Below are 19650 nucleotides of genomic sequence, written 5' to 3'. Positions count from 1 at the left end.
CTGTCTCGCCGCTCGGCAGGGTGCGCGGCACGTGGCGCGCTAGCGGGTCAGTGCTCTGCGCGAGCTCATTCGGGCGTTGCCGATATCGGCGCGACCTCCCGCGTTGGCTCCGTCCGCGTGGGCGCGGCCGTCCACATTTCGCCGCACCTTGAGTTGCCGGATATTGGGATACTCGAGCCGAAGCGCAGCGGCTGCACGGTCAGCGTCGTTGACGTGCACCAGATCGGTGCCAACGATGTCGTATGCGGCGTCCTTCTCCGCGACCTCGAGCCGGGTGGATACAGCGTGAATGAATCCGAGCATCCACGACCGGCGAGCCCTTGACGTCGACGACGCGGAGACGCCTTTAACCTTGGCTGCACCGGCATTCATCTGCACCGAGAGAAGCGCGAACAGCAATTTGAGCCGCTCGATATTTGCGGCGGTGCCGAACACCTTGCGGCGGTCAGACTTACTCACTCGAATGGACGAGCAGTGCAGTGCCCCGGCAAGCGCGTTGAAAAGGAGACCGCGATCGACCTTGTAGGCGCCGGAGATCTCGATTTCGTAGACGATAATCTCGGCAGGGCCGGAACCGCTTACCCGTCGCACTTCGGCCTCGTCGACACCGTATTTGGCGATCAACTCGAACGCCTTCTGGTTGAAGACGTCCGCTTCGGGTGTGCCTGCAACGCTGTCTGCCTGCGCGAGCAGCTTACGAATCCGGTCAATCCTGTCGTCGCTCATTGCGACCTCCCTCGTCCCGTTCGGTTACCTTCTGCGACTACGTTCGCGAACGACCACGGCGGCTGCGGCATCTCCGCAACCTCGGTACCGGGCGATCACCAGCAGCAACGACATGAATGCGGTGGACAGGTCTCTCGACTGCGGGCGCCCCTGTTTCGGGCCGCATACACCGGAACCGGGCTCGATACGGTGGCCCTTCGATTCACTCGTCATCGAATGAGAGGACTTCCCATGACTGTTCGCCGAGGTTTGGTCCAGGCGACTGCTGTTGCCGCCTCCGCCGCGATCTGTGCTGCCGGGGTTGCCACGATCGCGGCTGGCACCGCGTCCGCTGCCCCTCCGGCCGCTGTTCTGCAGGTCACCGGCACCGACATCGTTCCTGTTCCTGCCGGTCCGTGTTTCGGCACGATTCACGTCGACTTCGAGGTGGTGCCGGGACATCCTGATCAGACAACGGTGAATCTCACACCGAACGGCACCTACGGCTCGATCCCGGGGTGTGAGGTGCCGGTAAACGTGTCGTGGCAGAACGGCATTGCGCCGTTCAATCACGTTGAGTCCACGCTGGCAGCCAACGGCCGGACCAGCACGACCATCACCGCCGGACAGGGTTTGAGTCTGGTCAGTGTCGGGGCCGGCGCGTATCTGGGTGGCCTTCCGAGTTGGGTGTCGAGCGGATACCTGTGGCTGTAGCTGTAGCCGACTCACATGGGAACGGCCGCAACACACTTAATCGTGTTGCGGCCGTTCCCATGTGTGGATGAAACGGTACCGCCAGATCGCAGCGATACGTCTGGATCTGGCGTGGTCACCGGGGTTTCCCCGTTTGGTTCTGCTTGATCCGCGTGACGGCCGCTCAGGCCGCTGCAATCGGCTCCGTGGGCTGCTCAACGGACATGGGGAAGGTGTTGCGTATGACGGCGTTGGTGAACAGGTGCCGAAGCACGATGTAGTCCGTTTGAACTCTGACGGCGGACTGCGCCAACGGCAACGTCAGGGTGTCGAGGCTTGGTAGCGCGATGGCGATCGGCTTCCTGTTCGATCGCGCCCGAGGAGCGCGCACCAGGGTGGGTGTGGTGACGGCGTCGGTGACGACGACAACCTGATGGGTGCGTCGTTCGATGCTGTCGTACGGGCAGAGTACGTATTGCGGAGTCACAGTCTTCTGGAGCGCTTTCAGGCCAGGTAAGACGTTGCGGGAGAAGTCGGTCCAAGTCATGTGGGGGAGCGCGATCAACGTCATTGAAGATCCTCTGCACTGGTCGGCGATTTGGTCGCCTTCACGATGCCGAAGCTAATTATGTTGTGCGGCAGCCTTTGTCCTTCACGCTATGGTGATGGACCTGGGGCTTGCCAAGCGGACGTCGAGTATTTCAAACACTGCTCGGACAGCTCGCAACCGACCGGGAATCCTGTCGTCAGTCGGTTGTTTGTGTCAGGCCCGTTGATGCTAATCGTGCGTTCTAGTTGTCGTAGAACAGCGAAGAACTCGCCCACTTCTTCTTGGGGGTGGAGGTGACCTGCACTCCGCTGTCGAACTCGAGCGAATCAACCTCATTGCCGTTCACCAAGAATCGGAACGTCAATTCGACTTCTACCGACGTGGCTACCTCCATGTAGTGCTTGTTGAAGTCTGCGTCCTGCACGTCCCAATCAACATCGGAGATCGCGAAGTCAGCCTTATGAATCTGACCGCTGCATGTGACAGTAGCCAGGAAGCGAACTTCGCCGATTTGTGTGTCGCCTTCGTATTTCTCGTGCACATCGATGCCCACAGTGTCGAGACGTGGGTCAACTTCAGTGACGATGACGGGACCTTCGAGGTCCGGAATTGTCAGTTTGAAGGCAGACTCGTGCAAGAAGTCGTCGGAGATATAGTCGGGTAGTTCCATGCCCAGTATGTCGTCGCACGCGCCCGGGATCGCAGCCGTTATCAGCTGTGAGATGTCGTCATACAGCTCAAGATCGTGATCGTCCTCGGACAGTTCTGCGTGAACTGAGTCCAGCTTGGTCAGAGTCATGGCTTCGGAAATGGTCTTCGCCAGGGCGACCGCATTCGGTGTCGCCGCCGTCAGGTCAGTGATCAGATTCTTGTGCAGCTTCCCCGAGTCATCTCCGCTCCCACAAAAATCGTTGTCATTGGTGATGAACACGATCTCGCTATGCGCCGGCGACGCCACGGCGATGGCCTTCACTGTCCCCCAGATCAGGGCGTCACGGTATCCCTTGTCGGTGGTGTCGAATGGTGGATGCGCGCTCAGGGACCACTCGACCAAAACATCGTGGTCAACCGGTGGGATCGGTGCGATCTTCACACCGTGGTCGGCGAGATTGGTCCTCAGCTCAGCCGTGTGCTCCACCCGTGAGATTGTCGGGCGGTCACGCAGTTCCCGGACAGTCGGCACTTCAGGAGGCAATTCCACTCCCGCAGCCGCCAAATCTCGAAGGGCAGTGCTCCACGACTTGATTCCGGCTTTACGGAGTGATTCAGCGGCCGCGAATCTGCGGCGGCCGAACTCCCGAACGACCACCTCCGGGACCACGAGCGTGAATGAAGGCCCAAACTCCCTGACCAGGAACATCTTCTTCCAGGCCACATCGTCCAGTCGCGGCGTCCCGAGGACGATGTTGGTATCGAAAATGAAGATGGTGGACGACGTCGGAGTCATGGAATCAACTCTTCCACACGCGAACCGCCCGCCTCGACGGGCCGTCAAGGCGGGCGGTTCGCGTGGTCGCTACGGTCCGATGGTCACATGCGACCGATCAGGAATCGCGGTCCAGCGTCGGGTGTGGTTGTGTCACACAGACGCGCGGAGGGGGTGCTTCTGGCAGACGGGCTGGCGAAGGGATGCAGCTGGTTCCGACGCACCAGCGGGTGCGACTACGGGCGCTGACTCAGCTTCCTGGTCGGGAGTAGCCACGGGTGCAGCACTGGGGTGGACGATTTCGAGTGCTGCCGCCGCGCGACTGGCCCAGCCCTTGCGGTCGTAGTCGGGAACCCCACTAGCCTTGGCCAGTGCGTTGAGAAGGATCTCCGTATGCTCCGGGCTGAGCTCCACGATCTGCCCGTGCTCGTTGGATGTCCCGATCACCACCGGCCCGAAGTAGTAGCGGGTGAGCTGGGGGCGCAACACACGCACGATTGCAGATGCGAGCGGGTTCAGCTGCCCGTCAGCGGTTTCCCTACTGTCGATCCACATCGCGAGGCTGGTGTGCTCGTCGCCAGCGAGGGCGACAACGTCGACCTCAGGGCATCCGATCTCGACGCGTAGGCCGACCTCGGCGGTCTGCCGCCCTACGGTCAAGTCGACTTTGTCCACGTTTGCATCTGTGCCGACCCGAATTGCGTACATAACGTCCTCCAAGATTTTTGGTGCGGTGCATTCTCCGATGGGATCAACATAGATCGACGGCCTCCGGTGCGTGGCACGCACGTCAAACACCGACGGGTTTGCGAGGGCACGTTTCCACTGGTGAGACTGCGGAAGGGGCCGGACAGGTGACCTCGTGCGACGCACGCACAACTCAGCCCGCTCACCGGCCGAAGGCTGGTAGGCGGGCTGAGTTAGTCGGTCAGACCGACGCGCTGGCCGGCGCCGGAACGGTGAACCCCAATGCCGCTGCCCTGGTTGCGATCCACTGCACGCGGGCCACCATGGGCACCCCGGTTACCTCCGCCAGACTTCCGAGAACCTTCGACACGTGCTCCGGGCGGAGGTCGACGGTCTCGCCTTCGTCGTTGGACGTCGCGAACAAGGCCGTACCGAAGTAGTACGCCTGCGCGTCTTCTTTGAGTTCACGGGCAATCCCGGAAGCGGCGAGGTTCGGAGTGCTGTTGTACATGCCCTCGTCGTCGACCCACATATCGAGGCTGGTGTCGTCATCGCCTGTAAGGCCGACGACGTCGAATGCACGGCAGTCGATTTCCGCACGCAGCCCGTCACCGATGCTGCGCCCACCTGCGGTGAGGTCCACTCGGGATACGTTGAACTGGGTGTCGATCTTGATTGCGTCCACGGTGATCTCCTGATCGGTTCGGTTGATTGCTGAAATCAGCTTGCGTGGAGGCTCTTTGGGGTGCGGCACCACACGATTAGGCGATCTGGAGTTGCGTCGCCGGCGTTTATGGCCCGCCGGCTCTCGACCAGCCACGAAACGCGCTGGCCACTTGACTGCACAACCAGGACAGGAGCAGGCATCGCCACCGTCGCTCAGCGTGTTCGGACAGCGTGAACTTGGGTCACTCGCCCCGGACGACCCTGAGTGCCGGCTTCGGCAGGCTTGCTTCTTTCGCGCCGTCCATAGGCTTCCGAACAGGAGAAACGCGCTGCCAGAGCGCATCCCAATCACAGGTGAAATAGCGAGTCAGCACCCCGCCACGGTTGGGCGGCGGAACTGGCTTGCCGTGTTCGTTCCACAGTCGTTGTCGTTCTTCGCGCTGTGCCTCCACCTCGGATGTGAGGTGTCGGCGGCAGTAGCCGATCCACACAGATTCTCCGGTGGCCGGTTCTCGGTCGATCCAGACGGTGACAGCGGGTTTGCTGCACTGCCCGCCTTTCCGGACCATCTCAGCGCAGCAACGCATAAGCCCCTGTGCACTTTCCGGGTCGTAGCGGGGAAGATCCCGTTCGACAGCTCGCCGGGCCCAGTAGAACGCCTTTCCTGGGTTGTCGCCGGTGGCTTGTTCCCCGACCTCGAGCAGGAGTCCGTCCAAGGTCTTCACTCGCACCCGTAGGCCGTCGTCGTCGCTCACTCGATCGAGAACGTGACGAAGGCACAGCGCGAACAGCAGGGTGTCGCCGACGAGGTCCGGGTCGGAGAGCATCTGGGCAATGCCTCGGTCGTTGTCGGCGATCATGGTCTGGCCTGCCTTTTTGCCTTCGGCGCGGCGAGAACGTCGGCTTTGGACAGGCTCAGCCGCACTCCAGATTTCGGGTCGATCAGCTCTTCGACGATGTTCGCGAGGCTGCTCCTCAGATTGGTGGCAGCGCTGCGTACAGCGACGTGGTCAACTACCGCGTCCGCGATCGTCTCGAGCAACTCCTGATCCTCTGTGCGGGCCCATAACCACAATCGCTTCGCCACGATCTGCTCGTCGACCAAATTCAGTATCCGATGGATCCGCTCCGCCTCGAACTCTCTGGCACCGGTACCCACGGCTTTCACCCGAGCCAGCTCCCGCTGATCGCGCTCGTGCGTGCGTTGCGCTTCCTTCACTGAACGGGCGGCCTCGCGTTCGGCTTCAGAGGATTTCCACGCCTGCCAGCGAGCGAGTTTGCGCCAGGCGGCGCCAGTGTCGATCGGGGACAACTTCGGTGCGGGTCGCAGCACTGCCATCGACACCCCACCTCGCCGGACAGGTGGCGCCATGATGCCCCAGGATTCGGGAATCGTCAGGCCTTCGATGAGGGCGGGATCGGAGATGACGAGCCACCACTGTGAGCAGTGCTTCGCCCAGTCGTCGTGTTTGGTCGGATTACGCAGTTCTGAGATCACGTCCTGCCTGCTGACTTTGATCTCGTGCCCGACGATGTGGTCGCCATTCGAGTGGGTCAATGGCGCCGCGATCAAGTCGGCCCGCCGATCCGATCCGGGGGCTGCGATCTCCGCCGCGAGAATGAATCCGGGTCGTTGAGCGCTCGGCGGGTTGTAGTGCCTGCGGAGCATCTGCTGCACCTCTACAGCGGTGAGCACAACGGCCTTTGTGGATGCATTTTTGGTGGTCATGTCAATGCTCCTGACTGCCAATGACTTCGGACAGCTCGGCTTCGGCCTGCGGATGTTCGTTGTGGCGTCATTCGTACTCCACCACGTCGCCGCACCGGGAGCAGTTCCAACCGAAAAACCGTTCGCCGATTTCGTTCCGTTCCCAATACGAGCCGGGCCTGACGAACCTGCCGCACGTGCATTGAATCCACCGCTGGCGTTTGGCCTCTTCGTATTTCCACTGCTCCGTGAACAGTTGATCGAAGGTCATCAGGTTCATGACTGTCTCACCTTCGGAAGCGTGATGTACGTGCACATTTCCTCGGTCTCGTAAACGACGGGGTGATCGCCAGCCGGCAGTTCGTCGGGATCGAAGTCGTAGTCGGTGTGACCTGTCAAGACGATGCACGCGTCGCCCTGTTGGCAGATCATGTCGCCGATCATCTGGTGTGGAAGGTCGTGGACCTGGCTCACTCCGTCGCTATCGAGTTGATTCTGGAGCTCGTTCCGCGAGTTGGTCGGGAGTTCCTTGCAGTCGTCGCATTCCCACCAGACCGTGCACGGTGCGCCGGGATGCTTGTACAGGCAGACGATCTCGTATTCGGCGTCGAGCTCGTTGTCGGCGGCGCGCGTGATCCGCAGAATGTGATCACTCATCATTGTCCCCTCTCGGAGCGCTTCGGGATCACCACGTCGAGTTGTTCTTGGTGGATTCGGCTGCCGACCCACGCGTTCGGGTGAGGGTTTTCGTTGTAGATGCGGGTCGCGTTCTCAAGGGTCGCTGGCCACACCCAGAGCGGGTCAGGCCAGCCAGGATGGCCACAGAACAGGTATCGCACCTGCACCTTCTCCTTCGGAACGACAACGCTGGTGGCCACGATTGCCTCCGCGACGTGGTGGCGCAGAAGGAACGAGAGTGCGCCGGATGTGCTGTCGATCGGCGCTGACCCTAACTCGTCCCCCGTGCAGAAGACCTCAGCGCCGCAGGCGCAGTCGATCACCAAGCTGCGGTTGTCGAGATGTGTCACTGTCGCGGGACCATGCTTGCCCAGCAGGTCCGCCAGTTCGGTCGTCGTGGGCTCGGACATGGACTCCGCCTGTGTCTGGCCGTCGAGAACTGCGATTGTTTCCGTTTGCGACCGTGCCGAACGATTGTGATTCGGATCGTCAAGGGCGCCGGCTACTACGGCCGTCTGGTCTCCTCGGTCACCGGTCTCTGCGTAGTACATTCGCGATTCTCCTGACTTGATCGAAAACTGTTTGAGTGACCAGATTTCTGTGTGTCGCGGTCACGAGCTAGCCCCTACGAGGGCTCGTCGATCGACACTCACTGGTGCCGGACCCTCCAAGGCCACTCGTACGCGATCCCCGATCCACCGTGCAGCGTGGACGGATACCGCATTGCCGATCTGCTTCTTCACTTGCTTTGTGTTGCCCACGAACTCGTAAGCGTCCGGAAAACCCTGTCCCCTTGCGCATTCACGGTTCGACAGCATCCGGAAGCGAACACCCTCGTCGGTGACTGTCGCGATGCCGTGGTGATTACCGCCGGCAGTGATAGCAGCGAGCGGATGCGCATCAGCTCTGCGGGCCTGCGCGTTGCGCCGGTAGGTCACAAGATGCGGGGTGTCGAATTCGGCGATCTGCTCGATCTGCTCCGACACGTACAGCTTGCGGGTGACGAGCTTCCCGGGGTTCGGATCAAGGATCGTCGACGCGCTGACCTGCTGCGGTTCGGTCACGGTTAGATCCACGTTCCCGTCGCGGGTGAACACGGCGAAGTAGCGAACACGTCGCTGTGCTGCGCCAACGTCGGCTGCGTCCAGAAGCACGATTTGTTCGCGGTAGCCGAGCATTCGCATCCCATCCAGCCACCACGGGTAGAGAGTCCAGGCCTGGAATTCGAGGACGTTCTCTACGATCACAGCGTCGTAGCGGTGCACTTCTGTTGCGGCGATGACGGCGAAGGCTGTAGCGCGGTCGATGGATCCCGCGTCGGCACGCAGTAGTTCCTGCTCCACCGGTGGTTTCTTGTGCCCGCCGGACCTGGCGTGCCATACGCATGACGGCGAGAACCATGCGATGTTGGTTCTCGGGAAAGTGCGCCAGTCGACTTCGCTGAGATTCTCGTTCCTGTGTTCGGTGTTGGGATGGTTCCGTTGATGAGTGGCGATAGCCAGGTCCCAGTGGTTCGCGGCGGAAACGACCGAATACCCTGCCATTTCAAGACCAGTTGAGCTTCCACCAGCCCCCGCGAAGTTGTCGCTCGCAGTCAGTGCCATTCGGCCTCCGTTCAGAACCTGGGACATGTTGGCGGGCGCCTTCAAGTTCATCCAGTTCTACAGTTGCGGGTTCCGGTGTGCGGCAAGGAATGCAGCGGTGAGAGCAGCTGGTGTTGGCAACCAGGATGAACAGAAGACCAGGCGGCCCGCACGGGCGGACAGCCTTATCCGGTCCCTAGAAGCCCCTCTAAGACGTGCTCGGTGAAGCCTGTCCGCCGAATGAGGTGTCTTGCATATCCGGCCTTTTCGAACGTCCGTAACATCAACTCCGCCAAGGCAAGCGCTTTCGTGCCATCGCCTGGCGACTAGCTCACCCGCCGCGAAGCGAACGCATAGAGCCACATGTCCGCGATCTTGCGCCTGATTGACGCTCGATCCTCGCGAGCGGCAGTGTGCTCACCTGATCTGCGCTGCCTGCGCCTGGTACGCCACCGCGAAATCGAGCCGCCGAATAATGCTGTCGTCAGCGATCGTCCGAAGCCCCAGTGCGCCCCTGTACTCGATCGGGGATTCGAGTACTCGCGGATTCCGTAGGCGCAGATGGAAGTGACCCGGTAGAGCCGAGTCCGAGCAGTCACAATCGCAATCCCGGTCATGATGAACGCTCGAGAGATCGACGACACCGATGATCGAACCGTAGTGGTGGATCCGGGGAATACCACGCGGATGCCTCATCGGAAGGCCGCGCAGTGCATCCATGTCGGGTTTGAGCGAGGCATGGATAGCGACGGGACCGCGGTACTTGCCGGCGATGTTCCGCGTCCGGTTCTCGATGTTCTTGTCGCCGTGAACGATCTGCCACGCAAACGGCTGACGGACGGTGAGGATCCTCATGACTGACTCTGCTCGGACGAAACAGGATCCAGTGCGAAGTGCTCATCAGGCGTTTTCACGGAACTACCAAGCCGATCGTCCTTCATCACGCTAGGTATCTTCTGGTCGACAAGGAATTGCGCAAACATCTCCGAGAAGGCCGTGAACTTCACTCGCGCGCGCTCGGCGACGCCCTTGTCTGAGAGGAAGTGCACTGCCGGTTTGATACCGGCGTCGGAGCCCACTAGCGCCTGATTTGGTTCAAGGACTAACTCGGATTCTTCGATCTCGTCATTGAACATCGCGTGCGCATCCCCAAGGGTGAGGCCGCCAAGACCGATGCGTGTACCGAATATTTCCAAACTGCGCAGTTGTCCGTGGCGGCGCGAGAGGAACTCGGCGCCTCCCACGCCGACTAGCAGCACGATCCGGGCCGATCGTCCGACTGCGAGCAGATCATCAAGAGCTCTGATCGGGTTCAGGCTGGTGAGCAACACTTTTGACGTCTCGTCTTCTCCGGCGGCGATCTCGTTCCACTCGTTGATGCAGGTGTCGAGACCGTCGACAGCGAGGACGAGCATCGGAATCTCGTCCAACTTCGCGCCGCCGTCGTGTACGTACTGCGCGCGGGCATGTAACTCATCGTGCAATGAGCGCAACAGCCGTGCAGCAGTGAGAGGTCCGGCGAGTGCCGGGAACGCGAAAGAATCTTTCTCGCCAGCTTCGGGTTTCACCACTAGCGCGGGAATGTTGCGCATGGCGCTGTACCGAAGTAGCCGTTCGACCACATCGGCTCTGGCAGGTGCGGACGGGCCGATGACCAGCGCGTGCGGGCTGCGCCCGTAAATAGACTGGTTCCAGGAAAGGTATTCGTTCGAGTTATGTTGATTGAGTGACACTTTCGTGAATGCGAGAGGGTAAGGCGGAAGTGGGTAGGGCATGTGTTTTCCTCAGTGTTTTCGTCGGGCTATTGGCCGATGCCGTCGATGAACTACCGTCGTCTATCGGAACTGATCGGAACCTCCTACGAGCCCACGACTTGCGGCGCGGCCAGATCAGCGCTGATGCACGTCGGGAATCCGATGCAACCCGGTGGCGGACGGTCACCGTTTCACGGTCGCGATGTCGAGCTCGACGAACTTCGACGTTTTCTTCGAGACGGAGATGCTTCCGGCGACCAGCTCACTCAGTCGTGCATTGATGTCCTCGTCAGACTCGTAGCCGTTGCTGAAGATCCTGTCGTCGGGGCCACGTACACCGCGCCGGTTGTCGATGATCGTGTACTGCACTGTCTTTTTGAGATTGAACGGGCTGGTGAGGATCACGAAATTGTTGTCCGCGGACACGGCCCGCACGCGCCACCAGCGCTTGGATTCGGCGAACTGAACCTTCGTGCCTACAGCCAGGGATTGGGCAGTTGTCATGCACTCTCTCCGATGTTCTGAGGATCTGCCAACGAGCGATGATCGCGCTCTGCGCCTATGTCTACCGCTGGCACTTCCGGTCACTGGCGGGAGAAATCGGCAGTGCTTGTCACTCTTTGCTGACTGTGAAATCACCGAGCGGCCGGACTTCGTAGATCGCCCAGCCTTCACCGACCTCGTTCTTCCGCTGTTCGGCGTGCGCCATTTCTTGCCGAACAGACTCGAGAGTTGTGTGTACAACGCCGTCCCACAGGTCGGCGGTGTTTTCGGGGTTGAGAACCATGTACCCGGTTACGTCTGAGACGTGCTCGGAGGGTGCAGGTACGACGAAGTAGCGCTCGATGTGTTCGGCGATCTCATCTGCGGTATAGGCGATTCCTGAGTTGATGTCGGTGATCACGTTCTGAGCGAATTCTCGGAGTTCCGCGGGTGAGGAGTGCACCACCGCGGAGCAGGCTGGTCTTGCCGGCGCGTCCACAGACAGTGCCTGGCGCAAGGTCGACGCGCGCTCGCGGACTTTGTTCGGGCACATGGTGTCGAGAATCTACGAGATCAGTGCCTGTGCGTCGCCGACTCGTTCTGCGGGCAAGGCTCGGCCTCCGGTGGCGATCAGGTCTGCGACGGTTGTCGCGCTACGGACGTGTGAGGTGGTGTCGGCCATGATCGTTCCTTCGGTCGGGTGAACAACTTGTGGAAGGAATCTTGGCTGGGGTCTGCTCACGCTGGGGCACTGCCTGTTGGGGAGTTTTCTGGCAACGCCTTGTCCGCTGCCGGACTGGGATGGCGTGCTGGCCGCGAGTTCGGACAGCTCTCTCCCTGGGGGAGTGGGGGAGTCGCGTTTGCCTACCCGGTCGGGGCAGCCGAACGCCCACCCGCCAGGCGTCGGCGGGTGGGCGCGAGTGGACCTGTCGCGGGCTCAGCGCAACGGTGCGAGGGGAATCGAGTACTCCGTGGTGTTGTCGTAGGTTCCGCGCTGCCCGGGCGGCAGAGCGTGCACCAGCGTCGTCATTTCGCTCAAGTCGACTCCATCGGCGTAGAAGTTGTCGAGGTCGTCGCTCGACGCGAGTACCCGCCCGCCGTCGACCGTGGTGACTTCGTAGACGTTGAATTCGATATCTGCCCGCAGCATCCCGGCCTCGGGCCACACATTGCGCACGAACTCGCTCAGGGCTGCCATAGCAATCTCGTCGATCTGGCGGTCGAGTGCCCGCTTGGCGTCGCACAGTTCGGTGAGCTTGTCCTGGAAAGGGGTGGGCGTCTTCGTTGTCAGCATCGCTGCATCCTTCTGTCGTGTGGTTGACGGGATGCCCCTACTCTCCGAGAACCGTTGTCCGAGTGCGGCATGACAGAAACAGCAACCGCTCACGCATCGATGGGCCGGACAGCGCTCTCCCTGGGGGACTGAGCCGGACGCATTCACCCACCAGCGTCGGTGGGTGAATGTCGACTTCTACGCGCCCTGGTACAGCCGGATAACGAAGTCCGGTTCGTGATGGTTGTAGTCCCCTCGCTGAGATGGCGGGAGGTGCGCGATCAACGTTCCGATGTCCTCGACGATGGGTGGCAGCGAATCGTCATTGTCGATCATCAAATAGGGCTTGAAGAACTCCTCGTCGGCGAGCACCCGCCCGTCCACCGCGACTACCTTCTCGACGACCCATTCAGGACTGGAGTAGACGATCGCCGCATCCGGCCATAGGGCGCAGACGTACTCCCTCATCGCCGGGAGCGCTAGCCTCTCGATCTTCTCGCCCAGATCGACATGCTCCGCGCTCAGACGGAGAAGCTCGTCCTTCAAAGTGCCGTGTTGCTGGGGTGCAGTCATGATTGTTTTCCTTCCGTCAGGTGGGGCCGGGCCGAGGTCAGCCGCCCCTGGGTGGTCAGATCGCGCGGGCGTAGTTGAAGCCCAGAAGGTCGTATCCGGCGTCGCTCAGGATGGCGCGCTCCTCTGCGAGCGTCGCCCATTCCCACCCGAGGATGAAGGCGACTTCGGTGCCGTCGAGGGTGGTGACGCTGTAGCCGACTTTGTAGACCGTCATCTGGCCTTCGACGACGTGGCGACCGCTGCGGCGGATGAGGTGGGTGGCGTGTTTGCTCGCTGCAGCTCGGCGCTCGTCACTGATCTGTCGAGACTCGTATGCGGTGGTCGTCATCGTGCCCTCCCAAGGCCGTTGGCGTTCGTTGCCATCGATGACGATCCGCGCCGGCGCCTGACACTGCGGCACTGAGCCACACGCGAGATTCTTTGTCCCCCTGACAACATCGGCTGGGTTCGCCGATACGCGACGCCCCGAGCCGGACAGCTCTCTCCCCGGGGGAAGGGGGTCTGCCGGGATAGGCAGGAATCCAGCCCATCCCGGCAGGAGGGTCAGGAAGCATCACCACTCGGCAACTGGCCGACAGCGAGCAGGACCGGGTGAACGCCGGGCACGCAGCGACGAGATAGTCGCGCCACGCCCACCGCCGCTATTGGCCGCCGCACTGGTCGACCGCGCCCGACCCCGAATCGGCGTCAGCCGACCTCGTCGGCTGGCCACGGACCTATTGCTGAGCTGAGTTCAACTCGACCCGCCCACAACGGCCACGGAACTACATACCGGGTGAAATTCTTTGTCCCCCTGCTGCCCTTGCTGGAAACAGCACCCACACCATTCGAAAGCGGACAGCTCTCTCCCTGGGGGAGTGGGGAACCGACGGTCAGGCGTCGCCTGGGAGGTACCCGGCGGCCGCGGTGAAGGCGATGCCGGCCGCGGCTTCATCCCGCACACCTTCCGGACCGGCACCAGTCTCGGCCGCCACAACAGCTTCCTTCGCTGCAGCCAACGCTGCGTGCCCGATCGTCCGGACTCGAGTCTGAATCTGACGTGGATCGGTCTCGTCGACCAGGTGCGCACGCCGAGCAGCAGCCGCCGCCAGATCAGCTCCATTTGCGGCGGCCTGCCGGACGCTGTCGAGTCGCCATGCCCCGGTATGCCCTGCCCCGGAGGGTGTCTCGATTCGTGTCCCCTCCCACGAGGCGCTACGGCGGCTCTCCGAACGGGCCTCGAAACGGATGACACGTTCGGTCAATGACTGCCGGGTAACCCCACCGAAGACGCCGCTGATCTCATCCCACGACACCCCGACCTCGCGGGCGTTGACGATCGCCGCCGCCGAACGATCCCGAGCTGTCTCCATCCGTTCCCGCAGCGCCGACTCTTGCTTGACCGCATCAGTCAGTGCGCCCACGGCCTTGCCTCGGGCCACATCCGACAGGTCGGTGCGAATCTCAACCACGCCAGCATCATCTCCTCGTAACCGGTGGGCCCTGGACATCACGCGACGGCGCAGGGTGCACATGCACAATCCCACCCCTGGTTCCGGTCACCCACGGACCGTGACGGGTTCACCGTCGTCGCAGTCCAGGTTAATGATCGGCCCCTGTCACCACGATCTCTGCAGCCGTCGGACCTCACGCCTCGCACGCATTCACATGGGTCCGCCCGCCGGGCACGCCAACCTCACACTCGGAGCGCGGCGCCCACCGACCACCCATCCGGACGAGCAACCTCAACCGCGAGAAACTCTGTCCCCCCACCGACCTCGCAACATCACCTCACCGACCGACGCCCACGAACGCCCCGCTCCGGACAGCCTTCCCCCTGGGGGAGGGCGAACTAGCGCTACTGTCGCGCTGCAACGTCCGGTCTTCGCACATTCGGTGGAGAAGCTTCAGTCGCCCGGAGTTGCCAGATATGGCCCGTGCGCCCTGAACTGACTTCCACGGCGTTCGCGTTCACTCGCGTCGGCCATAGCCTCGACGATCGTCGTCATAGCAGCCGGCGCAATTGAATACGTCACACGCGGCTTGCCGGCATTGCTTATCGCGCCCGATTCATCTCGGACCAACCAATTCGCATCCGTCAGGCGAGCGAGAATTCGATACGTCTTCGCGCTCGAAAATCCCAACCGATCCATGATCAGGTACCCGTAGACCTTGTCGGATGGGCTCTCGAGCAGCAGCGTCAAAACTTCCCGGACAGCTTGTGTCATATGAATGGTGGCTTCCACCTTCAAACCATACATAGTTTCTTGCATATAGACGCCGGAGAGCACGAAGTAGCAATGCAAACCGGTCACCCGCCGGCCGACTCACCTCACCGACGGAACCCTCTGCCCCGCAACCACACCCACCCTGCCACACCCACCCTCGAACCCTTGTCCCCCCACCAGCCAGGCGCAGGGAGCACCTGCACACCCCACAGGGGTCCGCAACATCACCCCCACCGCACCCGCCGCCACCCACCACACCTCCTCCCCCCACACCCCCAACCACCCCTAACCACCCGCGCGCTTCGCGCGCGAGGCGACGTCGTCGACGGATGGTGTCTGCAGTTGTTGTCAGCCCCGGTGGCCGGGGTTTTGCTTTTGGCTCGAGAAGGTGACCACGAGGGTTCTGTTGATGTCAGCGATGGTGATGGGGTTGGGGCCGTCAGGCCCCGGTTTTTGCGGTTGGTGTTTGCAGCCGCTGGTGGCTGCGTTGGGTGGTTCGGGTGTCGGTTGTGTTGTGGGCGAAGGGGTGTCTGCCGGACCGGTTGTTGTGGTGGTGGGCTGCCCCGGCCGGCTTCCACTGCGTTCTGCTCGGCGCCGTCCGTGGCTGGGTCCGCTGCGCTCGGCTGCGGATGGTTGCGTTGTGCAGGTGCTCACCCCTCGGTGGTGTCGTTGGGTGTGTGGGTTTGTGTTGGTGGCAGCTCGTTGTTGGCAGCGGTTGGTGGCGGGTTGGCGGTGATGGTGGTGAGGGTTTTCAAGCCGGGTTGTTGGTGCTTCACCGGTGGGCGTTGAGGTCACGAACGAGTGGTGTGCGGGTTCACGATTCGGGTGACGGTTGGGGTCGTGGCCCGGCTTCCACTGCGTTCTGCTCGGCGCCGGTCCACGACTGCTGTGGCTGGGTCCGCTGCGCTCAGCTACGGATGGTCACCGCATGCAGATACTCACCCACACGGTGGTGCTGTTGGGAAGGCTGGTTGCGGCTCGTCCGACCCGGGTTTCGGGTTGGCGGCCGCACCAGTTGTCGGTTACATCGACGGGCTGCGCGGCTACCGGCAGAGGGTGCGAACCCTGATGTCGACAACGCAGATCCCAACGAAGACAACACCGTTGACGACACCCCGCCAGGGGTGCGACACACACCCGGCCGGCGGACCCAGATGACACCAACAGCTGCACACAACAGATGACACCAACAGCAGCGACCAAACACTCAGGGGCAACCACAACCCGGGGGCGAGAAGCCACCGACAGAAGCCGACAAGGCTTAGCGCAGCGGACCGACCACCACCAACCGGATACGACCGCAGGTCAGTCGGCCACCCACCCCGTCAGGGCACCGGAGGATGCGAGCGAGCGAGCATTCTTCGGGGCACTGCTACGGGGTGGTCCACGAAGTGGCCGACACCTGCGGCGTAGCCGGAACCCCCATCAACCACGCACTCACACCATCACCCAGACAGCGAAGCGAATCTGTGGTGTGTGTGACGTGCGGTTGTGGGGGTTAGTCAGCATTTTTCGCGGGGGGCTGGGTGTCTGGTTTTTCTGATAATAGTTGCTGGTTGCGGCATTTTCGTCCGAAAGTTGTTCTCGACAGCTGGTGTCGGGGTTGGGGTCCGGGTTTTGGCGAGATTGGTTCTGTAGGGTGTGGGCAGTGCCGCTGCGGTGAGAGGTGAGACGTTGGTTTCGGTTGTGCAGTCCTGGGAGCGTGACGTTTTGGCGACTCCGGAGTCTGTGTCCGAGTGGAAACGTGCTCGGTCGCGGCGACGGTTCGCAGCTGATGCGGTGCCGGCGGATCGGCGGGGAAAGCCGGGCGGGAAGGGGCCGGCGGGGTGGCGTCGGAAGCCTGCGGATGAGGACTTGCTTCGGTTCATGACGCTGCATGGTGTGGTGTCATTGAGGCAGGCGGCGCATTGGTTTTACGGGGGGAAGATCAGCACGGCTCGGCATCGTGTTCGGTCGATGGAGGACGCTGGTTTGTTGACGCGGAATCAGGATCAGCCGTGGGCTGGTGTCGTGTTGGTTCCGACGCTTGATGGTCAGACGGTGGGGTTGGAGACGGCGGAGTTTCCGGTGTCGCATTCGTCGTTGCGTGGGCACATGACGGTGCCTGCGAATCTGTTGCATCGGTTGTTGGTTGCGGATCAGACGTTGGCTGCTCGAGCCCGTGGACGCACGGTGATTTCGGAGCGCCAGATTCGGATGCTGGAGGCCCGCGATGAGAGCCAGTCGCATCGGTTTTTGCAGTCGGTGGGGGTGCACTATTCGTCGGATGGCGTCGCGGCCGGTGTTGTCCCGTCGCGGCTGACGTTGATCGATGAGGGGCCGGCCGGGACGACGGTTGTGGGGGAGAGGAACACGTGGTTGGGGTTGCCGGTTCGGACTGACTGGGACAACCGTGTGGCACCGTATTCGCCGCAGCGTTCAGGTCTGCGTTTCCCTGATTTCATCGAAGTGTTGGAGTCGGGTGAGTTGGCTGCGGTCGAGGTGGAAGTCGCGACAAAATCGGAGGCACGCATGAAGATGCTCGTCGACGGTTACCGGTCGTCGTTGCCTTCCGTTGAAGACATCGTTGACGCCAATGGCACACCGGGAAAGCGGCTTCGACGCGGCCAGTTCCGGCACTGCCGATGGGTGGTGTCACCGGAGGTGCGAGTGGTGTTGCAAGGAACGACGAACTTCATCAGCGGTGGGCATCAGGATGGCCTTCTGCAGAAGCTGATGCCGGATGTGTACGCACAGAACTTCGATTGGTCGAAACAGACTGACAAACTACCCGTTCGGGTGATCGCGGCGACGTCGGAAGACACCGGAGTGCAGTACGCGTTGGACCAACGCAACCTCGAACCGCAGTACCGGTGCGACTACCGGACATGGCTTCGGTGGCGACGGTTGTGGGAGGCGCAGATACCTGCTGACAAGCGCGCCGTGTACACCTTTGCCCGGTGGATCAGGACGGCAGACAACCTCGAAATCTGCCGTCGTTTGGTGCGAGGCTGATCGTTTCGATTTGGTCGTATTGGTTCTGTCGGCCGACTAGCCTTCCGTCAAGGCGGTACGTTCGGCCATCAAAATGTGAGACTTCGTGGGAGAAAATATGACCGATCAGCCAGCTGCTGTAAGTGAAGAGTCTGCGAAAGTGGCTGAACCTTACCATGATGCGAACGGTCAGCCGATCATGGCTGAGTCGATCGTCATCTACATCGACGCTCTCGCAACCAAGGTGTACTGGGAACAAGAATCTGACCCCACGAAACTCGAATTCGTAAGGGATTGGGTACGCCAGTTCAACGAATTTCGCGAAAATCTTGCCCTCTATCGAGGCCTAAACGGGGGAGCTGCAACACCGCAATCCCCCATGGCTGTCACGTTCACAGACAACGTGGCCGTCACGATCCCGCTACCGCCCGAGCACATCGCGATCCTTACTGCACTCGCTGAGCACAAACTTCCAGCTGGTCTTGAGGCCGCAAATCAAGCTCACGAAGCCTTGAATTGGCTCATGGACATGGTGTTCACCCTCCAGATTCATATTCTGCGATTGGTGTGGGGACATAGTCGGCTGTTCCGCGGTGCTGTGAGAGTTGGCCCTGTCTACGCGGATGACTGGACGATCATCGGCGACGGCCTCATCGACGCAGTAATGGGTGAGGAAAAGGGAACCGTAGTCCCTGCCATTCAGCTTCCCGAATGGATGGTGCAGGCATATGAACTGGATGCCAGTTTCTACAAAGACCACACAGATTCCTCGCTGTACCAGACCCTTGGACACACGAAATTCACTGCAGGAGAAGTCGACTACTCGTTCGTGTTCTTGAACTACCTCACATGCCCCGACCACGCCGAGTACGCGCTGTGGCGCGACGAGGTCATCCCCGCCCACAAGGACATGGTGACCAAAGGCCTAGACACGACTAACAACAGTCACGTGCGATTCAAATTCCTGTGGACGGCCGTGTACCACAACTGGGTTGTAGCAGACAACGGTCTCGACGAGTCCCTCCAAATAGATCTCGACGACGAACTCGCAGCACGCTCCATCATCGTCCAATCGCTCGACAAAGCCACGTAACCGCACGCGCTCTCCGCTCGCAAAGAAATCCGGGCCGACTCAGATTTCGGGTTTCGAAATAGCCTTTGGACAACGGACACTCGATCTGCCGTTGCCCACAGGCGTCGAGGTGTTCTCCAGTCCTCAAAGCAGCTACCGGACAGAACACTCCGACAACGGATACCTCCCATATTGAGCGAACCTCGATAAGCAACTGCCACAAGATCAGCCACTATCGGACGACCAAATTGATTCTCTCGCGCGCGCCAACTGCCAGATCTGGGCACCTCACCGGCTGATTCCGCCCTTGTCGATCGCACCGACGAAGGCTTAAACACCACTCTGCGGGTCCGTTGCCGCCTAGGAATCGTCAGTGCGACGCACCGCAGCACGGATAATCACGAGGCTACCGATTCGACCGCTCGGGAAGCGCTGTGGAACTGCTACCCGTAGTTCACTTCCCATGTGGGCATCCTCATTGGGATACCTAGTTGTACTGACCGGACACGTTGGTCAATCGTGAGAAGGGCGGCTGGTTGCTGCAGGCTGTGTGGGGCCGGTGATGGTTGTAGTAGTGCAGCCAGCCGTCGAGTTCGCCGCGACGCTCCGTCTCGGAGGT

At 61.4% G+C, this 19650-nt stretch carries 23 protein-coding genes; 3 read left to right on the top strand and 20 right to left on the bottom strand.

Annotation, left to right across the window (positions count from 1 at the left end):
- Window positions 1-39: 39 nt before the first annotated feature.
- Window positions 40-726: a DUF2786 domain-containing protein gene (locus G9U53_RS30260; protein ID WP_165639778.1), complete on the bottom strand. Its 687-nt coding sequence runs from the start codon at window positions 724-726 to the stop codon at window positions 40-42.
- Window positions 727-957: 231 nt separating this feature from the next.
- Between G9U53_RS30260 and G9U53_RS30255 the strand changes: the two genes are divergently transcribed.
- Window positions 958-1419, top strand: a complete 462-nt coding sequence (locus G9U53_RS30255) for a hypothetical protein (RefSeq protein WP_165639777.1) — start codon at window positions 958-960, stop codon at window positions 1417-1419.
- Window positions 1420-1582: 163 nt separating this feature from the next.
- On the opposite strand, the gene G9U53_RS30250 is transcribed toward G9U53_RS30255, so the two are convergent.
- The 18 genes from G9U53_RS30250 to G9U53_RS30165 form a co-directional block, all read right to left on the bottom strand.
- Window positions 1583-1969, bottom strand: coding sequence for a hypothetical protein (locus G9U53_RS30250; protein WP_165639776.1), 387 nt, complete (start codon window positions 1967-1969; stop codon window positions 1583-1585).
- Window positions 1970-2189: 220 nt separating this feature from the next.
- Window positions 2190-3395 (bottom strand): PIN domain-containing protein, encoded by a 1206-nt coding sequence (locus G9U53_RS30245; protein ID WP_165639775.1) that lies wholly within the window; start codon window positions 3393-3395, stop codon window positions 2190-2192.
- A gap of 132 nt (window positions 3396-3527) precedes the next feature.
- Window positions 3528-4082: a hypothetical protein gene (locus G9U53_RS30240; protein WP_207624728.1), complete on the bottom strand. Its 555-nt coding sequence runs from the start codon at window positions 4080-4082 to the stop codon at window positions 3528-3530.
- A 220-nt stretch (window positions 4083-4302) separates the two neighbouring features.
- Window positions 4303-4815, bottom strand: coding sequence for a hypothetical protein (locus G9U53_RS33730; RefSeq protein WP_347570841.1), 513 nt, complete (start codon window positions 4813-4815; stop codon window positions 4303-4305).
- A 154-nt stretch (window positions 4816-4969) separates the two neighbouring features.
- Entirely contained in the window at window positions 4970-5587 is a 618-nt protein-coding gene (locus G9U53_RS30230) for a hypothetical protein (protein WP_165639772.1), read from the bottom strand.
- Window positions 5584-6456 carry a hypothetical protein gene (locus G9U53_RS30225; protein ID WP_165639771.1) on the bottom strand — a complete coding sequence of 291 codons (873 nt, stop codon included), beginning with the start codon at window positions 6454-6456 and terminating at the stop codon, window positions 5584-5586. Before G9U53_RS30225 ends, G9U53_RS30230 begins: the two co-directional genes overlap by 4 nt.
- 255 nt (window positions 6457-6711) lie before the next feature.
- Window positions 6712-7092 (bottom strand): hypothetical protein, encoded by a 381-nt coding sequence (locus G9U53_RS30220; protein ID WP_165639770.1) that lies wholly within the window; start codon window positions 7090-7092, stop codon window positions 6712-6714.
- Entirely contained in the window at window positions 7092-7664 is a 573-nt protein-coding gene (locus G9U53_RS30215) for a hypothetical protein (protein WP_165639769.1), read from the bottom strand. The genes G9U53_RS30220 and G9U53_RS30215 overlap by 1 nt, the downstream gene beginning before the upstream one ends.
- A gap of 60 nt (window positions 7665-7724) precedes the next feature.
- Window positions 7725-8717, bottom strand: coding sequence for a DNA cytosine methyltransferase (locus G9U53_RS30210; RefSeq protein ID WP_278251765.1), 993 nt, complete (start codon window positions 8715-8717; stop codon window positions 7725-7727).
- A gap of 396 nt (window positions 8718-9113) precedes the next feature.
- Complete coding sequence (locus tag G9U53_RS30205; RefSeq protein WP_165639768.1) at window positions 9114-9551, bottom strand: hypothetical protein; 438 nt, start codon at window positions 9549-9551, stop codon at window positions 9114-9116.
- Window positions 9548-10429: a hypothetical protein gene (locus G9U53_RS30200; RefSeq protein WP_207624727.1), complete on the bottom strand. Its 882-nt coding sequence runs from the start codon at window positions 10427-10429 to the stop codon at window positions 9548-9550. Before G9U53_RS30200 ends, G9U53_RS30205 begins: the two co-directional genes overlap by 4 nt.
- A gap of 204 nt (window positions 10430-10633) precedes the next feature.
- Window positions 10634-10954: a hypothetical protein gene (locus G9U53_RS30195; protein WP_165639766.1), complete on the bottom strand. Its 321-nt coding sequence runs from the start codon at window positions 10952-10954 to the stop codon at window positions 10634-10636.
- Window positions 10955-11063: 109 nt separating this feature from the next.
- Window positions 11064-11486: a hypothetical protein gene (locus G9U53_RS30190; RefSeq protein WP_165639765.1), complete on the bottom strand. Its 423-nt coding sequence runs from the start codon at window positions 11484-11486 to the stop codon at window positions 11064-11066.
- A 384-nt stretch (window positions 11487-11870) separates the two neighbouring features.
- Window positions 11871-12227 (bottom strand): hypothetical protein, encoded by a 357-nt coding sequence (locus G9U53_RS30185; protein ID WP_047269191.1) that lies wholly within the window; start codon window positions 12225-12227, stop codon window positions 11871-11873.
- A gap of 177 nt (window positions 12228-12404) precedes the next feature.
- Window positions 12405-12779: a hypothetical protein gene (locus G9U53_RS30180; protein ID WP_165639764.1), complete on the bottom strand. Its 375-nt coding sequence runs from the start codon at window positions 12777-12779 to the stop codon at window positions 12405-12407.
- A 55-nt stretch (window positions 12780-12834) separates the two neighbouring features.
- The gene (locus G9U53_RS30175; RefSeq protein WP_165639763.1) at window positions 12835-13107 is read right to left on the bottom strand and encodes a hypothetical protein; all 273 of its coding nucleotides are present in this window, start codon (window positions 13105-13107) and stop codon (window positions 12835-12837) included.
- 544 nt (window positions 13108-13651) lie between these two features.
- Window positions 13652-14230, bottom strand: coding sequence for a hypothetical protein (locus tag G9U53_RS30170; protein ID WP_165639762.1), 579 nt, complete (start codon window positions 14228-14230; stop codon window positions 13652-13654).
- Window positions 14231-14665: 435 nt separating this feature from the next.
- Window positions 14666-15073 (bottom strand): hypothetical protein, encoded by a 408-nt coding sequence (locus G9U53_RS30165; protein WP_165639761.1) that lies wholly within the window; start codon window positions 15071-15073, stop codon window positions 14666-14668.
- Window positions 15074-16942: 1869 nt separating this feature from the next.
- Between G9U53_RS30165 and G9U53_RS30160 the strand changes: the two genes are divergently transcribed.
- Window positions 16943-17980 carry a hypothetical protein gene (locus G9U53_RS30160; protein WP_165639760.1) on the top strand — a complete coding sequence of 346 codons (1038 nt, stop codon included), beginning with the start codon at window positions 16943-16945 and terminating at the stop codon, window positions 17978-17980.
- 139 nt (window positions 17981-18119) lie between these two features.
- Window positions 18120-19052 (top strand): hypothetical protein, encoded by a 933-nt coding sequence (locus G9U53_RS30155; RefSeq protein WP_165639759.1) that lies wholly within the window; start codon window positions 18120-18122, stop codon window positions 19050-19052.
- 466 nt (window positions 19053-19518) lie between these two features.
- Here the strand turns inward: G9U53_RS30155 and G9U53_RS30150 are convergent.
- A partial coding sequence (locus G9U53_RS30150; RefSeq protein ID WP_165639758.1) for an integrase core domain-containing protein occupies window positions 19519-19650 on the bottom strand: 132 nt, incomplete at its 5' end.

The sequence above is a fragment of the Rhodococcus sp. D-46 genome, from assembly GCF_011290655.1.
GTDB lineage: Bacteria > Actinomycetota > Actinomycetes > Mycobacteriales > Mycobacteriaceae > Rhodococcus_F > Rhodococcus_F qingshengii.
Note: the sequence above shows the minus strand (reverse complement) of the source record. Positions and strands in the feature narration are given on the sequence as shown.

Excerpts from the sequence above, each read along its gene's own strand:
- G9U53_RS30215 (WP_165639769.1), bottom strand. The coding sequence starts at position 7,664 with ATGTACTACGCAGAGACCGGTGACCGAGGAGACCAGACGGCCGTAGTA.
- G9U53_RS30205 (WP_165639768.1), bottom strand. The coding sequence starts at position 9,551 with ATGAGGATCCTCACCGTCCGTCAGCCGTTTGCGTGGCAGATCGTTCAC.
- G9U53_RS30240 (WP_207624728.1), bottom strand. The coding sequence starts at position 4,082 with ATGTACGCAATTCGGGTCGGCACAGATGCAAACGTGGACAAAGTCGAC.
- G9U53_RS30175 (WP_165639763.1), bottom strand. The coding sequence starts at position 13,107 with ATGACGACCACCGCATACGAGTCTCGACAGATCAGTGACGAGCGCCGA.
- G9U53_RS30195 (WP_165639766.1), bottom strand. The coding sequence starts at position 10,954 with ATGACAACTGCCCAATCCCTGGCTGTAGGCACGAAGGTTCAGTTCGCC.
- G9U53_RS30245 (WP_165639775.1), bottom strand. The coding sequence starts at position 3,395 with ATGACTCCGACGTCGTCCACCATCTTCATTTTCGATACCAACATCGTC.
- G9U53_RS30225 (WP_165639771.1), bottom strand. The coding sequence starts at position 6,456 with ATGACCACCAAAAATGCATCCACAAAGGCCGTTGTGCTCACCGCTGTA.
- G9U53_RS30180 (WP_165639764.1), bottom strand. The coding sequence starts at position 12,779 with ATGACTGCACCCCAGCAACACGGCACTTTGAAGGACGAGCTTCTCCGT.
- G9U53_RS30250 (WP_165639776.1), bottom strand. The coding sequence starts at position 1,969 with ATGACGTTGATCGCGCTCCCCCACATGACTTGGACCGACTTCTCCCGC.
- G9U53_RS30190 (WP_165639765.1), bottom strand. The coding sequence starts at position 11,486 with ATGTGCCCGAACAAAGTCCGCGAGCGCGCGTCGACCTTGCGCCAGGCA.
- G9U53_RS30210 (WP_278251765.1), bottom strand. The coding sequence starts at position 8,717 with ATGGCACTGACTGCGAGCGACAACTTCGCGGGGGCTGGTGGAAGCTCA.
- G9U53_RS30160 (WP_165639760.1), top strand. The coding sequence starts at position 16,943 with ATGGAGGACGCTGGTTTGTTGACGCGGAATCAGGATCAGCCGTGGGCT.
- G9U53_RS30260 (WP_165639778.1), bottom strand. The coding sequence starts at position 726 with ATGAGCGACGACAGGATTGACCGGATTCGTAAGCTGCTCGCGCAGGCA.
- G9U53_RS30255 (WP_165639777.1), top strand. The coding sequence starts at position 958 with ATGACTGTTCGCCGAGGTTTGGTCCAGGCGACTGCTGTTGCCGCCTCC.
- G9U53_RS30185 (WP_047269191.1), bottom strand. The coding sequence starts at position 12,227 with ATGCTGACAACGAAGACGCCCACCCCTTTCCAGGACAAGCTCACCGAA.
- G9U53_RS30230 (WP_165639772.1), bottom strand. The coding sequence starts at position 5,587 with ATGATCGCCGACAACGACCGAGGCATTGCCCAGATGCTCTCCGACCCG.
- G9U53_RS30220 (WP_165639770.1), bottom strand. The coding sequence starts at position 7,092 with ATGAGTGATCACATTCTGCGGATCACGCGCGCCGCCGACAACGAGCTC.